This is a genomic window from Caloranaerobacter sp. TR13 (assembly GCF_001316435.1).
GTDB lineage: Bacteria > Bacillota > Clostridia > Tissierellales > Thermohalobacteraceae > Caloranaerobacter.
In genome coordinates this window covers 206,618-222,107 of the sequence record NZ_JXLL01000003.1, presented here as the reverse complement: position 1 = coordinate 222,107, position 15,490 = coordinate 206,618, and the positions used below count along the sequence as shown (strand labels likewise).

The 15,490-nt window shown below is 30.1% G+C and carries 16 protein-coding genes and 1 other annotated feature; of the genes, 13 read left to right on the top strand and 3 right to left on the bottom strand.

Annotated features, from left to right (window positions below; translation table 11 throughout):
• Window positions 1-46: 46 nt before the first annotated feature.
• From TR13x_RS05375 to TR13x_RS05320, 12 genes are all read left to right on the top strand, one after another.
• Entirely contained in the window at window positions 47-622 is a 576-nt protein-coding gene (locus TR13x_RS05375) for a nucleoside recognition domain-containing protein (RefSeq protein ID WP_082394799.1), read from the top strand.
• Window positions 623-626: 4 nt separating this feature from the next.
• Window positions 627-1,160, top strand: coding sequence for a spore maturation protein (locus TR13x_RS05370; RefSeq protein WP_054870873.1), 534 nt, complete (start codon window positions 627-629; stop codon window positions 1,158-1,160).
• 82 nt (window positions 1,161-1,242) lie between these two features.
• Window positions 1,243-1,484, top strand: a binding site (T-box leader).
• 70 nt (window positions 1,485-1,554) lie between these two features.
• Window positions 1,555-3,501: a methionine--tRNA ligase gene (metG, locus tag TR13x_RS05365; protein ID WP_054870872.1), complete on the top strand. Its 1,947-nt coding sequence runs from the start codon at window positions 1,555-1,557 to the stop codon at window positions 3,499-3,501.
• 125 nt (window positions 3,502-3,626) lie between these two features.
• Window positions 3,627-4,394 (top strand): TatD family hydrolase, encoded by a 768-nt coding sequence (locus TR13x_RS05360; protein WP_054870871.1) that lies wholly within the window; start codon window positions 3,627-3,629, stop codon window positions 4,392-4,394.
• A 403-nt stretch (window positions 4,395-4,797) separates the two neighbouring features.
• Complete coding sequence (locus TR13x_RS11050) at window positions 4,798-5,109, top strand: hypothetical protein (protein ID WP_054870870.1); 312 nt, start codon at window positions 4,798-4,800, stop codon at window positions 5,107-5,109.
• A gap of 268 nt (window positions 5,110-5,377) precedes the next feature.
• The gene (locus tag TR13x_RS05350; RefSeq protein WP_054870869.1) at window positions 5,378-6,403 is read left to right on the top strand and encodes a 3D domain-containing protein; all 1,026 of its coding nucleotides are present in this window, start codon (window positions 5,378-5,380) and stop codon (window positions 6,401-6,403) included.
• A gap of 204 nt (window positions 6,404-6,607) precedes the next feature.
• Window positions 6,608-7,144: a ribonuclease M5 gene (gene rnmV, locus TR13x_RS05345; protein WP_054870868.1), complete on the top strand. Its 537-nt coding sequence runs from the start codon at window positions 6,608-6,610 to the stop codon at window positions 7,142-7,144.
• On the top strand, window positions 7,145-8,014 hold the full coding sequence (gene rsmA, locus TR13x_RS05340; protein ID WP_054870867.1) for a 16S rRNA (adenine(1518)-N(6)/adenine(1519)-N(6))-dimethyltransferase RsmA: 870 nt from the start codon (window positions 7,145-7,147) through the stop codon (window positions 8,012-8,014).
• Window positions 8,015-8,075: 61 nt separating this feature from the next.
• Complete coding sequence (locus tag TR13x_RS05335; protein WP_152912114.1) at window positions 8,076-9,308, top strand: hypothetical protein; 1,233 nt, start codon at window positions 8,076-8,078, stop codon at window positions 9,306-9,308.
• Window positions 9,309-9,408: 100 nt separating this feature from the next.
• Window positions 9,409-9,786, top strand: a complete 378-nt coding sequence (locus TR13x_RS05330) for a helix-turn-helix transcriptional regulator (RefSeq protein WP_054870865.1) — start codon at window positions 9,409-9,411, stop codon at window positions 9,784-9,786.
• A gap of 116 nt (window positions 9,787-9,902) precedes the next feature.
• Window positions 9,903-10,127: a glutaredoxin domain-containing protein gene (locus TR13x_RS11345; RefSeq protein ID WP_082394797.1), complete on the top strand. Its 225-nt coding sequence runs from the start codon at window positions 9,903-9,905 to the stop codon at window positions 10,125-10,127.
• 139 nt (window positions 10,128-10,266) lie between these two features.
• Window positions 10,267-10,491: a glutaredoxin family protein gene (locus TR13x_RS05320; protein WP_054870864.1), complete on the top strand. Its 225-nt coding sequence runs from the start codon at window positions 10,267-10,269 to the stop codon at window positions 10,489-10,491.
• Between the two features lie 51 nt (window positions 10,492-10,542).
• Here TR13x_RS05320 and TR13x_RS05315 read toward each other — a convergent pair whose 3' ends face one another.
• Both TR13x_RS05315 and TR13x_RS05310 read right to left on the bottom strand, forming a co-directional pair.
• A complete protein-coding gene (locus TR13x_RS05315) occupies window positions 10,543-10,728 on the bottom strand; it encodes a DUF1858 domain-containing protein (RefSeq protein WP_054870863.1) in 186 nt (61 codons plus the stop codon).
• Between the two features lie 78 nt (window positions 10,729-10,806).
• Window positions 10,807-14,238, bottom strand: a complete 3,432-nt coding sequence (locus tag TR13x_RS05310) for a pyruvate carboxylase (protein WP_152912123.1) — start codon at window positions 14,236-14,238, stop codon at window positions 10,807-10,809.
• A gap of 166 nt (window positions 14,239-14,404) precedes the next feature.
• Here TR13x_RS05310 and TR13x_RS05305 point away from each other — a divergent pair, with 166 nt between their 5' ends.
• Complete coding sequence (locus tag TR13x_RS05305; RefSeq protein WP_054870861.1) at window positions 14,405-14,770, top strand: phage holin family protein; 366 nt, start codon at window positions 14,405-14,407, stop codon at window positions 14,768-14,770.
• 48 nt (window positions 14,771-14,818) lie between these two features.
• Here the strand turns inward: TR13x_RS05305 and TR13x_RS05300 are convergent, their stop codons facing one another.
• Window positions 14,819-15,412 carry a hypothetical protein gene (locus tag TR13x_RS05300; RefSeq protein ID WP_054870860.1) on the bottom strand — a complete coding sequence of 198 codons (594 nt, stop codon included), beginning with the start codon at window positions 15,410-15,412 and terminating at the stop codon, window positions 14,819-14,821.
• Window positions 15,413-15,490: the final 78 nt, after the last annotated feature.

Genomic DNA, 15,490 nt, shown 5'->3' with positions numbered 1-15,490 from the left:
TATTTTTTCAAGGCATATAATTTGATAGAAAAGAGGAGGGATAACGTTGATAAACTATATATGGTTTTTCCTGATTTTTATTGGAATAATTGTTTCGATTGTTAACGGAAATATAGATTCAATAAATGCAGTTGTTATAGAAGATACGCAGGAAGCTGTAAAATTTGCAATAAGTTTAACCGGAGTTATGGCAGTATGGCTTGGACTTATGAATATTGCGAACAAGTCTGGGCTGATAAATGCATTTAGCAGAATATTAAGGCCTATTACTAAGCTTTTATTTCCTGAAATTCCGCAAAATCATCCAGCAATAAGTGCAATAATCATGAATATGGTAACTAACATGTTCGGAGCAGGTAATTCTGCTACAGCTTTAGGAATTAAGGCTATGGAAGAGATGAATAAGCTTAATACCGACAAAAAGAAGGCTTCTAATACAATGTGTATGTTTTTAGTAATAAATATGTCTTCAATACAGTTAGTTCCACTCACAGTACTTAAAATTAGAGCAGATGCAGGCTCGTTAAATCCTACAGAGATTATTGGAACTTCTTTAATAGCTACTACAATTTCTACATTAGTAGGAATAATAAGTGTTAAAATATTTCAATTAAGAGGTTGATAGTATGGTTTATATATTTAATTTAATTTCTATCTCTATAATACCAATTATTATATCGATTATATTAATTCATGGATATCTAAAAGGTATAGATTTATACGATGCTTTTGTTGATGGTGCTAAAGAAGGATTTAAAACTTCTATTAGAATAATGCCATATCTAATAGCAATTTTTGTAGCAATAGGTATATTTAAACGTTCTGGTGCTATGGATATTATGGTAAATATTTTTAGCCCTTTAGCTAAATTTTTATCTATTCCGAAAGAAGTAATTCCTTTAATTATAATGAGACCTATTTCAGGCAGTGGTTCACTAGCTATAGTAAAAGACATAATAACTACATATGGTCCTGATTCTTTTGTTGGTAGAGTAGCGTCAACAATGATGGGTTCTGCTGAAACTATTTTTTATACTATGGCTGTTTATTTTGGTGCTGTGGGGATCAAAGATGGTAGATATACTTTAAAAGCAGCATTGTTATCTCACTTAGCTGCTGTAATTGCCTCAGTTATAGTTTGCAAAGTGATGTTTTTTTGATAGGTTATTGAAGTTGGAAAAATTACTTGACAAATAGATGTATTTTTTTGTATAGTTTTTGATAAATAAACATAATATAATATCAAAAACTATGAAGGGAAGAGTAGGTTTAACATTCTAACTATAGAGAGTCAGGGTTGGTGGAAACTGACGTTAGAGGTTAAGCTGAAGATGGCCCCTGAGTTGAATAGCTGAAATAGTAGTAGGCTATTACGGGTTTGTATCCGTTAAAATTACAAGGTTATTATTGTAACCTACTGAGGCATAAGTCGTGAGGCTTATGTAAATTAGGGTGGTAACGCGAGTTAATCCTTCGTCCCTATTGTTAGGGGTGAAGGATTTTTTATTTATCATTTAACATTTAAAATTCATTAAGTATGGGAGGAGATATTTTATGAATAAGACTTTCTATATTACAACACCAATCTATTATCCAAGTAATAATCTTCATATAGGGCATACGTATACAACTGTTGCTGCGGATGTATTAGCTAGATTTAAAAGACTTACAGGTTATGAAGTTAAGTTTCTTACTGGTACGGATGAACACGGACAAAAGATTGACAAAATAGCTAAGGAAAAGGGGATAACTCCTAAGGAATATGTGGATAAAATCGTAGAAGACATTAAGAAACTGTGGAAAACTTTAGAGATTACAAATGATATTTTCATTAGAACTACAGATAAGCAGCATGAAGAAGTAGTTCAGAAGATATTTACAAAGCTATATGAAAAAGGAGACATATATAAAAGTTACTATGAAGGGCTTTATTGTACTCCTTGTGAGTCTTTCTGGACAGAGAGTCAACTTGTTGATGGGAAATGTCCAGACTGTGGAAGAGAAGTTGAATTAACAAAAGAAGAAGCTTATTTTTTCAAACTATCAAAATATCAAGATAAACTAATTAAGCTTTTAGAGGAAAATTCAGAGTTTTTACAGCCTGAATCTAGAAAAAATGAAATGATAAATAATTTCTTAAAGCCAGGACTTGAAGATTTATGTGTATCAAGAACTTCATTTGATTGGGGAATTAAAGTTCCATTTGATGAAAAACACGTAATATATGTTTGGTTTGATGCAGTATGTAATTACATTACAGCTTTAGGATATTTAACAGATAATGATGAAGATTTTGAGAAATTCTGGCCTGCTGATGTGCATTTAGTAGGTAAAGAAATTGTTAGATTCCACACTATTGTTTGGCCTGCAATTCTAATGGCTTTAGATATAGATGTTCCTAAAAAAGTTTTTGGTCATGGTTGGATATTATTTGAGGATGAGAAAATGTCAAAATCTAAAGGAAATGTAGTTTATCCAGAACCTTTGATTGAGCTTTACGGAATAGATGCATTAAAATATTTCTTATTAAGAGAGTTTTCATTTGGCCAAGATGGTTCTTTCTCTAAGGAAAAGTTTTTACAAAGAATTAATTCTGATTTAGCTAATGATCTTGGTAATTTAGTTAGTAGAACAGTAGCTATGATAGAGAAATACAACGGTGGAATTATGCCAAAGCCAGTAGAAGATGGAGAATATGATGAGGACCTAAAAGAATTGGCAACATCAGTACCTTATAAAGTTGAAGAATTAATGGATAAACTAAACTTTAGTAGTGCTTTAGAAGAAATTTGGAAGCTCATTGGAAGAACAAACAAATATATAGATGAAACAACACCTTGGATTTTAGCTAAAGAAGAAGATAAAAAAGGTAGACTTGATACAGTACTTTATAACCTAGCAGAATCACTTAGAATTATATCTGTGTTAATAAGACCTTTTATGGAAAAAACATCAAATGCTATTTGGAGACAGTTAGGCTTAGACAATGGACAGGGAACATCATGGGATGATATAAGTAAATGGGGCAGTCTACCTTCAGGATTAAAAGTTAGAAGAGAAAATCCAATGTTCCCAAGATTAGATATTAAAAAGGAATTAGAAAGACTAAATAAAGCAAATGAAGAATTTTTAAATAAAAGACAAGGTGCAAGTTTATCTAATGAAATAGATGAAGATAATTTTATTACGATAGATGATTTTGATAAAATTGACTTAAGAGTGGCAAAAGTTATTGAGGCAAAAAAACATCCTAATGCTGATAAACTTTTGGTTTTACAGCTTGAAGTTGGGGATGAAAAAAGACAGGTTGTTTCAGGAATAGCTAAATATTATAATCCAGAAGATTTAGTAGGAAAAAATGTTATACTTGTAGCTAATTTAAAACCAATTAAATTAAGAGGTATTGAGTCGCATGGTATGGTTCTTGCTGCAAGTAAAGGTAAGAAATTAACTTTAGCAACTGTATTAGACGAGATAAAAAGCGGAGCGAGAGTACAATAGTTAAAGTTTACAGGGAACAGGGGACAGAGAACAGAGAACAGGTATACTGGTAACTGTCCCCTGTCAACTAATTTTTGTACTCTGGCAACTGGAAACTGGCAACTAATAAATAAGGAGAGAGACACATGCTAATAGATAGCCATGCACATTTAGATGACAAAAGATTTGATAAAGACAGAGATAAAATCATTAAAAGCTTGAAAAATAATGATATATGGGTAGTTATAAATCCAGGTGCTGATTTGGCATCATCTATAAAAGCTGTTGCTTTAGCACAACAATATGAAAATATATATGCAGCAGTCGGTATACATCCTCATGATGCTAAGACTATGGATGATGATACAATAGAAGTTTTGAAGTCATTATTAAAGAAAGATAAAGTTATAGCTGTAGGAGAAATAGGGTTGGACTATCATTATGATTTTTCACCAAGAGATATACAAAGAAAATGGTTTAGAGAGCAGATTAAATTAGCAAAGGAATTTAATTTGCCAATTATAGTACATGATAGAGAAGCACATAAAGATGTATACGATATATTAAAAGAGGAACAAGATGGTACATTAACAGGAGTACTGCACTGTTTTTCTGGTAGTGTAGAAATGGCAAAAGAATATATAAAGATGGGATTTTATATATCTTTTGCAGGACCAGTTACTTTCAAAAATGCAAAAACTGCTAAGGAAGTAGTAAAGGCTATAGATATTAACAGAATACTGATTGAAACAGATTCACCATATCTTACACCACATCCGCATAGAGGTAAGAGAAATGAACCTTTATATGTAAGATATGTTGCTGCAATGATTGCAGAATTAAAAGATATAACTGTTGAAGAAGTTGCGCGTATTACTACTGAAAATACAAAGAGGTTATTTAATATAGACTAAAAAACGGCTTTTAGCCGTTTTAGACTGTTGACGAACTTGTCTTTTTAAATATTTTATGAAAATGAAAGCGAATGCTTGAAAGAATTTAGTTAAAAAACTAGGTGAAAATTTTTGAGAAAATCCGTAGGCTTAGCATGGACGCTAAGCCAGCTTCCAGAGTCAGGACGACTCATTGGAAGCGTTAGGGTTTTCTAAAAATTTGAGCCTTAAGTTTTTTCTAAATTCGTCCGCATGAGCGTCATTTTCATATAAATTTTGCTTTGTCATCAAGTTCAAAACGGCTTTTAGCCGTTTTTTTGTTTGGAGAATATAGCGAATATCAAAAGACTATTAGAAGTAACGTCATATTACTCTTTTCATATAATGTTACTAAGCAATATTAATTGCATAAGGAGTTGATTTAATGAGAAGAGATTGTGATAGAGATTATCCAAAAGATAAAGATAAGTGCCCGATGATGCCAATGTACCCAATGTATCCAATGTATCCTATGTATCCGATGATGCCATATGGTGAGAATCCAATGATGCCAATGTATCCGATGTACCCAATGTATCCAATGATGCCAATGATGGATGAAGAAATGGATATGGAAGATATGGAAAAAATGTATCCAATGTACCCTATGTATCCAATGTACCCTATGTACCCAATGTATCCGATGTATCCAATGATGCCGATGTATCCTATGCACCATATGATGCCTGGCATGTAAAAAATATTTTAGCTTAGGGTTAAATGCTATTTTACTAGTGTTTAACCCTAATTTTATTTAATAGTCAATTGACAACTGCTTTCTATTTACTGTCAGCTGAATTTAAAGAATATAAGTGTATATTTGGGAAATAATAACGTTTTGAAGAACAATAATTAGCAAAAAAATAGTAACATTTGGTCCTAAAGGTGTAAATATCTAATAAATTTGACAAAAATTAATATTTACAATACAATACATAAAAACTCTAGTTTTTGGAGGAACTGAAATGAGTATAAAATTCATTAATAAGAAAATATTGCTATTATTTATTATATTATTAATTCCATTGTTAGCTATTTTAGGGATCTATAAAAGTAGCGTAAAAGAAGTTAGTATTATTATAGATGGGAAACAAATGTATTATAAAACTACAGAGAAAACAGTTGAAAAGTTTTTAAATAAGCTCAATATAGATCTAAATGAGGAAGATTATGTAAGTGCAGAACTTGATGATAAAATTGAGAATGGCATGGTGATAGAAATTAATAGAGCTACTTTTTTAGAAGTTTTTTTGGGGAATAGAGCTACAGAAGTCAAGACGCCAAAAAAGACTGTTAAAGAAGTATTAAATGAGTTAAGTATTGAATATGATGAAGATGATTATATAATACCTAGACTAAACAGTAGCATTATATCTGGCATGAAGATAAGAGTTGTACAAATAGATAAAGAGACTGATTTGAAGATGGAAGTAATACCGTATGAAGAAATAACAAGATATAATGATAATCTTGAAAAGGGTAAAGTTAAGAAGATACAGTCTGGTAAAAATGGTATTAAAGAAATGGAGATTAGCAAAATTTACAAAAATAGAAAATTAATTTCTAAATATATATCTGATGAGAAAATAGTACAAAAGCCTATTCCACAGATATACGAAATTGGTACTAAAGATTATTTCATTTCATCAAGGGGAAATGTTAAATTTGAAAAAAGTATAATTATGAGTGCCACAGCCTATGATTTATCCTATGAAAGTACGGGTAAAAGGCCTGGTGATAAAGGTTATGGAATTACAGCTATGGGTACTAAAGTTAGACATGGAGTAGTAGCAGTAGACCCAAGAGTAATCCCTTTAGGTACAAAATTATATATCCAATCTTTAGATGGTACTAAAGATTATGGCTTTGCTGTAGCAGAGGATACAGGAGGAGCAATAAAAGGTAATAAAATTGACCTTTTCTTTGAAAGTAGAAGTAAAGCTTTAGCTTTTGGAAGAAGAAAAGTAAAAGTTTATATTTTAAGTGATTAGTATATTATATCTTAGTTTGTTAGCTAACAGTTGCATGTTATCGGCTGTTAGCTTTTTTGAGTTGCAAGTTGTAGGGATAAGGGATAGGAATTGAAAATTGAAAATTAAAAATGTAAAATTATATATTAGGTACTTGGTGCTAGGTACTAGGCACCCAGTACCCAGTATCTAGTACCCAGTACCCATTATTAAGGAGGCTAAAAAATGATAAAAGAAGTAATTGTAGTAGAGGGAAAAGATGATATAGCAGCTGTAAAAAGCGCGGTAGATGCAGAAGTTATAGCAACTGGTGGATTTGGATTATCATCAGAAACTATGAGAAGAATTAAGACGGCTGCTAAAAAAAGGGGCGTTATAATATTTACAGATCCTGATTATGCAGGAGAGAAGATACGAAAAATAATTTCCAAGGAAATTAAAAATTGTAAACATGCTTTTCTGCCTAAAGAGAAGGCTACTAAAGGAGACAATATAGGAATTGAAAATGCTTCTAAAGAAGACATTATAATAGCGTTAAAAAATGCAAGAGTAGAATCAATTGATGAAAGAAATGAATTTACTAAGGAAGATATGATAAAATATGGATTGGTCGGGAATCCTAATTCAAGCAAGCGAAGAGAAGAGTTAGGAAAAATATTAGGTATTGGATATTGCAATTCTAAACAATTTTTAAAAAGACTAAATAATTATGGAATAACTAGAGAAGAATTTCTAGAATCAATTAGGAGGATTGAAAAATAAATGAGTGAAAGAAAACTATATTCCCCTAGGGTAATTAAAGAGATAATAGATGAATATGGATTTGCTTTTTCAAAGAGTTTAGGTCAGAATTTTTTAATAGATAAAAATATCATAGATAAAATATGTGATGGAGCAGAAATAAAAGAAAGTGACCAGATAATAGAAGTAGGTCCAGGCATAGGAACTTTAACACAAGAATTATGTAAGAGAGCAAGGAAAGTTGTAGCAATAGAAATAGATAAAAACTTATATCCTATACTTAATGATAATTTATCTAGTTATGATAATTTCCATTTAGTTCAGGGAGATGTATTAAAAATAGACCTTAATACATTGATATCTGATTATTTTGATAATGATGGGGAAATAAAGGTAGTAGCTAATTTGCCATACTATATAACAACACCAATTATTATGAAATTATTAGAAGAAAAAATAAGAGTAAATAAGATTGTAGTAATGGTTCAAAAAGAAGTAGCACTAAGAATGAGAGCTAAACCTGGCACTAAGGATTACGGTGCACTTTCTATTGCAGTACAATATTATTCTAAACCTCAGATAATAGTTAATGTTCCTAAAAATGTATTTATGCCGCGTCCTAATGTTGATTCAGCTGTAATTATGTTAAATGTATATGAAAAACCAATTGTTAAAGTTGAAGATGAGAAGTTCTTATTTAAAATCATTAAAGCTGCATTTGGCAAGAGAAGAAAAACTTTAGTTAATGCGTTAAATTCAAGCCAGCTAGGTATAGCCAAGGAAGATATAATATCCATACTAAATGAATGTAATATTGATGTAAAAGCTAGAGCCGAAGACTTAAGTTTAGATGAGTTTGCAAAGATAACTAATTCTATTTTAAGTAAATAGTTCACTATTCCCCCTTATATACATATATTTATAATAAGATGTTCGAAAGGGGGAAATAACATTGTATGAAAAACGGACCTATATGAGGAAATTTGTAATGTTAGAATCCAATGCTGTAGGATACCTAAAGAATAAAGATAGCCTGAAAGGATATGCTAAGATAGAGGTTAGAGATGGTAGAGGGAAAATACAGTTAAATATAGAAGAAACTAAGAATATAGATGCAGATGGTATATACGTTGGTGGTTTACTTTCTGTTATTAATGAACAGCCGATAAAAGTAGAGATGGGCAACATTATATTAAATGAGAATGGTAAAGGAAATTTGTTGTGGAAATTCAATCCAGAATCAGTAGGAGGAACAGGTATTTCTATTGATAAGTTTAATACAATATTTGTGCAATTCTATGGAAATAATAATGAAGAAATAGTAATTCCTTTAGTCGGGTATGTTGGAAATAAGGATGATTCTATTAATAAATTAATTAAAGATATAGAAGCTAAAAAAAATAATCATTATAAAACAGAGAATGTTCAGAATAGAACATATGAATTAGATAATATAACAGAAGAGAGTGAAGATGATAATTCTGTAGAACATGATGAAACTCAAATAGAGAATAAGCAGGTACCTATTCAAAATAAAACTGAATATGGACAGAATGAAGATAAATATTTAGAAATAGAAAATGAAGAAGATATTTTCATAAAAAATGAAGAAGTAGAAAAGACAAGTGAACATAAAATAAATGGGATTAAATATGAAACAAATAATGCTGATGATAAGTATGGACATTCTATTAATATGAATTACGATTATACTGAAAGCAATAGAAATTATAGTAGGCATATAGCTAATTATTCTTTGAATATATTAAAATTCTTTGAAAAAGTTAATCCTTTAAGAGAAGAATTGAAAGGATATACTTGGTGGGAAATAGAGTATGACAGGAAAAACATTTATAGAGGATTTCTACCTTTCTATAACTATATAATTAACACATATTACCCTTATCAAATTAATTTTAAAACGACAACCTGTCATAATTTAATTAGGAAATATGGGCATTATATATTTGGAACTGTAGAAGAAAATGGAGAGATTAAATATTATGTTTATGGTATTCCTGGCAGATTTACTAAAGATGAACAACCTTATAGAGGAATGACTGGATTTACTACATGGATACCAAGAAAAGGCAGAAATAGAGAAAGAATAGGTTATTGGCTACTTCATATTGATGCTATAACTGGTAGAATAGTAAGCCCTTTAAAACCAACTTATCCTAGATAAATCAAAGCCCCTTTAATAGGGGTTGTTTTTTTAGTTGCAATATTGGTAATAATTAGATTATGATATAGTTAACGATGTGTTTTGATTAAGGAGGAGTGTGATGGGTATTAAAACGAATAGGGAAAATAGAGAAGCTGAATGTCAAATAATTTGTCCAAATGGGAATATTGTTAACAAGGTAAAAAGAAAATTATTAAATGATGAAATAATTATTGAATTATCTGATATATTTAAAGCATTGAGTGACCCAACTAGACTTAAAATAATAAATGCACTTTCAAATAGTGAATTATGTGTATGTGATATTGCAGCTGCATTAAATATGAGCCAGTCTGCTATATCACATCAATTAAGGACATTAAGGAATTTAAGGTTGGTAAAATACAGGAAAGAAGGAAAATCAGCAATTTATTCACTCGATGATGATCATATACTTGAATTATTTAATCAGGGACTAGAGCATGTAAAGCATGGATAGAATAATATATAATAAAAATGAAAACATCGATTAATTTTTTGATTAAAAAGGATATCTGAGGGTATTAAAAGAAATAATTTATAATATAGTTTAATAAAAAATAAGGAGGAATTTTTATGGCAAATGTAATAATTTATACTAGCAATACTTGACCACATTGTGTAACTGCTAAAGAATACCTTTCGGGTAAAGGTGTAAATTATGTGGAAAAAAATGTGCAAACAGACCCAGCTGCTAGAAGAGAACTTATTAAAATGGGATTTATGGGTGTTCCAGTTATAATTGTAGATGGTGAAACTATAGTTGGGTTTGATAAAAATAGATTAGATCAGTTATTATAGAAACTCCGGGTTTTATGTCCGGAGTTTTAGTCTATATATTAAGAAAAATTAATATTTTTTAAAAGAAAAAACTTGATTAGACATACCCTTATGGGGTATACTTATGTTAGAAAATATAATATCATAGGAGGTTAATATCATGGCTGATATAATAATCTATACAAGCAGCACTTGCCCACATTGCTATGCTGCAAAAGACTATTTCAATTCAAAAGGATTAAGTTATACTGAGAAAAATGTATCAGTAGACCCTCAAGCAAGAAAAGAGCTTATACAAATGGGTTATATGGGAGTTCCTGTTATAATAGTTAACGGAGAGACTATTGTAGGATTCGATAGAAACAGATTAGAAGAAATATTATAATAAAAATAATAAAACCCAGCTAGAAATCTAGTTGGGTTTTATTATGCATATTTACTTATTTAATTCTTTTAATAATTCTTCAAGGTTAATACCATGAACCATAGCTGCTTGTTCTAATGACTCCATTTGTGAAGAAGGGCAGCCTAAGCATCCCATTCCAAATCTTAATAATATTTCTGCAGCTTCTGGTTTAACTCTTAATATTTCGCCTATAAGCATATCTTTTGTTATAGTCATTTGAATTCCTCCTTCTTTATGAATGTTCAATATAATCATAACATATTTTTCATTTTTTTGTGTGATTAAAATCACAAATCATTTTAACTTTATTAATAATTGACCAGATTTAACTTGTTGTCCTTCAAAAACTAATATACTATCAATTTCGCCACTTGTAGTAGCTAGTATATTTGTTTCCATTTTCATAGCTTCTATAATAATAAGACTTTGCTTTTCTTTTATTTTATCCCCTTCTTTGACAAGTATTCTAGATATTGTACCAGGTATTGATGCTCCAATTTCTTTTTCACTATTTGGATCTGCCATAATTGTAACATTTGTGATTTGTTTTTCTCCAATACTTTTATCAAATACCTTAATTTCTCTTCTATTACCGTTTACTTCGAATATAACTGTTCTATATCTATTTTCATCAAGTTTACCGACTTCAACTAATTTTACTATCATAATATTGCCTTCTTCTAATTCTATTTCGCTAATCTCTCCTTCATTTAACCCATAGAAAAATACATGACTTTCTAGATTATATAAATGCCCATATTGTTTTAAAGATTTTAAATAATCAGTATATACCTTTGGATAAAGAGCATAACTCAATATATTTCTAATGTTTACATCTTTCATATTAAATTCTTTTTCCAATTTTGACTTTATTTTTTCAAAATTAACTGGCTCTAAAATTTCTCCAGGTCTACAAGTAACTGGCTTTTCTCCTTTCAATACAATCTTTTGTAGCTCTTTTGGAAAACCTCCTTCAGGTTGGCCCATCATTCCCTTGAAATATGATACAACTGAATCTGGGAATGTAAAATTTTTCCCCTTTTCAATTATATTTTCTTTTGTTAAACCATTCTGTACCATGAATATTGCTAAGTCCCCAACAACTTTAGAAGATGGAGTAACCTTAACTATATCTCCTAGTAATTCATTTACTTTTTTATACATTTCTTTAATTTCATTAAATTTATGTCCAAGGCCAAAACTTTCTACTTGAGGTCTTAAATTAGAATATTGTCCACCAGGTATTTCGTATTTATATATTTCAGCTGTACCAGATTTTAAACCAGATTCAAATGTTTCATAAACTTTTCTAACTTCATTCCAATAATCTGATATTTTCTGAATATCTAATAGATTAATACCTGTATCAAGTTCAGTATTTTCAAGAGCAGCTACAATAGAATTTAGTGCTGGCTGACTCGTTAATCCAGCCATAGCATTGAAGGCTGTATCTACTATATCTACACCTGCTTCAGCAGCCATTAGTAAAGTAGCTACACCATTTCCACTTGTATCATGTGTATGAAGATGTATTGGAATAGAAATTTCATTTTTCAATGCTTTAATCAATTTTGAAGCAGCATATGGTTTTAATAGTCCAGCCATATCTTTAATACCAAGTATATGAGCTCCCATTTTTTCAATTTCTTTAGCTTTATTAACGTAGTACTTTAATGAATATTTATCTCTTTTGGTATCTAATATATCTCCTGTATAACATATACAAACTTCTGCTATTTTTCCTACTTTTAATACTTCATCTAAAGCTACCTCCATGCCTTTTAACCAATTTAGACAGTCGAATATTCTAAAAATATCTATACCTTGGTTAGCAGCTTCTTTGATGAAAGTTCTGATAACATTGTCAGGATAATTAGTATAACCGACCGCATTTGAGCCTCTAATTAGCATTTGGAACAATATATTTGGAATCTTTTTCCTAAGATCTTGTAATCTTCTCCACGGTGATTCTCTTAAAAATCTATATGCAACATCAAACGTAGCTCCTCCCCACATTTCTAACGAAAATAAATCTTTAGCTAATACAGCAGTAGCTTTAGCTATTTTCACCATGTCTTTAGTTCTGACTCTCGTTGCAATTAAAGATTGATGAGCATCTCTAAATGTGGTGTCAGTAAGCAGTAGTTTTTTCTGATTTTTTATCCAATCAATAACTCCTTCTACACCTTTTTCATCGAGTAGTTGTTTAGTACCTTTAAGGTCTTTTGGAGTTAAACCTTTAGGTACAGGAGGGATGTTATAATCTTTTTTAGTTCCTCTAACTTCGTTAACTACTTTTTCTCCAATGAACTTTAAGATTCTTGTTTCATAATCTTTTTTAGGACTTATATCGAAAAGTTCAGGTGTATTATCTATAAAGTGTGTATCACATTCTCCCTTTAAAAATTTTTCATGATTTAAAACATTTATTAAGAAAGCATCATTGGTTTTAACTCCTTTTACGTTCATTTCCTTTATTGACCTTATTGCTTTCCTTGCAGCATCTTCAAAAGTTCTAGACCAAGATACGATTTTTACTAATAAACTATCATAATATGGGGATATTATTGAACCAGTATAACCATTACCTCCATCAAGTCTAATACCAAATCCAGAACTTGTTCTATAAACATCAAGTCTACCTGTATCAGGGGCAAAGTTATTAGATGGGTCTTCAGTAGTTATTCTGCACTGTATGGAATATCCTCGAGGTTTTATCGATTCTTGAGAATGTATACCTATTTTATCTGAATTTAACGGATATCCCTGAGCAATAAGTATCTGACTTTGTACAATATCAATACCTGTTGTCATTTCTGTAATAGTATGTTCAACTTGTATTCTAGGATTCATTTCAATAAAATAATGGTTACCACATTTATCAACTAAAAACTCAACAGTTCCAGCACTTATGTAGTTTACAGCTTTAGCTATTTTCAAAGCATCACTACAGATTTTTTCTTTTAATTCTTTGCTGATAGCTATTGCAGGAGTAAATTCTATTAATTTTTGATGTCTTCGCTGAATAGAACAATCTCTTTCATGAAGGTGAACAATATTCCCATGTTTATCTCCAAGTATTTGGACTTCTATATGTTTAGGTTTTTCTAAATATTTTTCTATAAATATATCATCTATACCAAAAGCTTTTTTAGCTTCATTTTTAGCATTATTAAATGCTAAAGCCAAATCTTTATCATTATAAACTACTCTCATTCCTCTACCACCGCCACCGGCAGCTGCTTTTAAAATAATCGGATATCCAAATTGTTTGGTAAAGGAAAGTGCTTCATCTATACATGTAATTGGTTTATCTATTCCGGGTATAGTTGGAACATTTACACTTTTTGCAATAATCTTTGATTTTATTTTATCCCCTAAGCTTTCTATAGTTTCACTTGTAGGTCCTATAAATTCGATACCTACTTCTTTACACTTTCTTGCAAATTCAGGATTTTCAGATAAAAAACCATATCCTGGATGAATAGCATCAACACCTTTTTTAATAGCTAAATCAATAATTTCATCCATACTCAAATAAACTTCAATAGGTTTCTTTTTTTCTCCAATCAAATAAGATTCGTCTGCTTTTGTTCTGAAAAGTGCATATTTATCTTCTTTAGAGTAAATAGCTACTGTACGAATACCAAGTTCTTTACAAGCCCTAAATATTCTTATAGCGATTTCTCCTCTATTGGCGACTAGAACTTTGTTAAATTTTTTAATCAAATTATTTCTCCTCCTTCAAAAAGTATTAGATAAATATAATTTATACAATTCGATTAGATATCCTCTTAAAAAATATTAGATAAATATAATTTACGTAATTTGATTAAATATTTTGCATAAAAAATAAAAATAATAGTGAAAATATAACTAAGGAGGTGGTTTAATGCCAGATAGAGAGAGAACAAATAATCAAGATATTAGTATAACTAGTATCATACTTAGAGTAATATTGACATCAATAGTAGTTTGGGTAGCTGCTTTCTTAACACCTGGATTTAGCATTAGTAATTTGTGGAGTTTAATTTTATCAGCAATAGTGATAACTGCATTAAATTATATTATAGAACAATTTGCAGGAATTGATGCATCACCTTTTGGAAGAGGTTTGACAGGATTTATAGTAGCGGGAGTAATTTTGTATGCTACTAAATTTATAGTTCCAGGTTTTAATATTTCTGTTGTTGGAGCAATTATTGGAGCTTTAGCAATAGGTATAATAGATATGGTAGTACCGGGGAGAGTATTTTAAAAAGGTCGGCAAATGCCGACCTTTGTGTTTTAAAATTAAAGATTTTGTTTATTGCTGAAAATATGGACAAGTATTTATATTAAATCCGTTATTAAGTCTATTATTTAATTTATTTCCTCTACCAAAGCCTCTTTTTTTAGCAAAGCCTTTTTTTCCAGCCCAAACAGGTCTATTATTTTCATCTCTTAATTTAATCTCCTTATCTTGAGCTTTTATTGAGAATGGTGTAAATATAGTAGTTTCTTGATTATTTACATTAAATGTTCTATAAAATCCTTTGATTTCAATTTCCATATTTTTTGCAAGATTTATCTCTTTAAAACTATCCATGAAAACTATTCTGCCTAGATGAACATTTATGAGCTTATTGTCATCAGTAGTTATATCTAAACTAAAAGGTGGATTAGTTGTGTTGATATTTGATATTTTACCTTTAATAGTAGTTAAATCGTTTTCTGTTAAAGTATAAGCATATTTTCCATCAGTAATATTAGGCCTTCCAAAGCCCATATTCAATCCATATCTCATTGGTTGATTTAGATTTGACTGTTCATCTAGGCCATCTGCAAAAGCTAGTCCTGCTGAAGCAATTATTGATAAAGCTAAAATAGATGTTATAAAGATTAGTTTTTTGTTTTTCATATTGAAAAACCTCCTTTTATTTTTTCCTTGTTTTTATTCTACCCTTTATATGTGACAGTTTTGTGACAGTTTTAGTAA

Coding starts and splice junctions, on each gene's coding strand:
- TR13x_RS05370 (WP_054870873.1), top strand. CDS start 627: ATGGTTTATATATTTAATTTAATTTCTATCTCTATAATACCAATTATT.
- metG (WP_054870872.1), top strand. CDS start 1,555: ATGAATAAGACTTTCTATATTACAACACCAATCTATTATCCAAGTAAT.
- TR13x_RS05360 (WP_054870871.1), top strand. CDS start 3,627: ATGCTAATAGATAGCCATGCACATTTAGATGACAAAAGATTTGATAAA.
- TR13x_RS11050 (WP_054870870.1), top strand. CDS start 4,798: ATGAGAAGAGATTGTGATAGAGATTATCCAAAAGATAAAGATAAGTGC.
- TR13x_RS05350 (WP_054870869.1), top strand. CDS start 5,378: ATGAGTATAAAATTCATTAATAAGAAAATATTGCTATTATTTATTATA.
- rnmV (WP_054870868.1), top strand. CDS start 6,608: ATGATAAAAGAAGTAATTGTAGTAGAGGGAAAAGATGATATAGCAGCT.
- rsmA (WP_054870867.1), top strand. CDS start 7,145: ATGAGTGAAAGAAAACTATATTCCCCTAGGGTAATTAAAGAGATAATA.
- TR13x_RS05330 (WP_054870865.1), top strand. CDS start 9,409: ATGGGTATTAAAACGAATAGGGAAAATAGAGAAGCTGAATGTCAAATA.
- TR13x_RS05320 (WP_054870864.1), top strand. CDS start 10,267: ATGGCTGATATAATAATCTATACAAGCAGCACTTGCCCACATTGCTAT.
- TR13x_RS05315 (WP_054870863.1), bottom strand. CDS start 10,728: ATGACTATAACAAAAGATATGCTTATAGGCGAAATATTAAGAGTTAAA.
- TR13x_RS05305 (WP_054870861.1), top strand. CDS start 14,405: ATGCCAGATAGAGAGAGAACAAATAATCAAGATATTAGTATAACTAGT.
- TR13x_RS05300 (WP_054870860.1), bottom strand. CDS start 15,412: ATGAAAAACAAAAAACTAATCTTTATAACATCTATTTTAGCTTTATCA.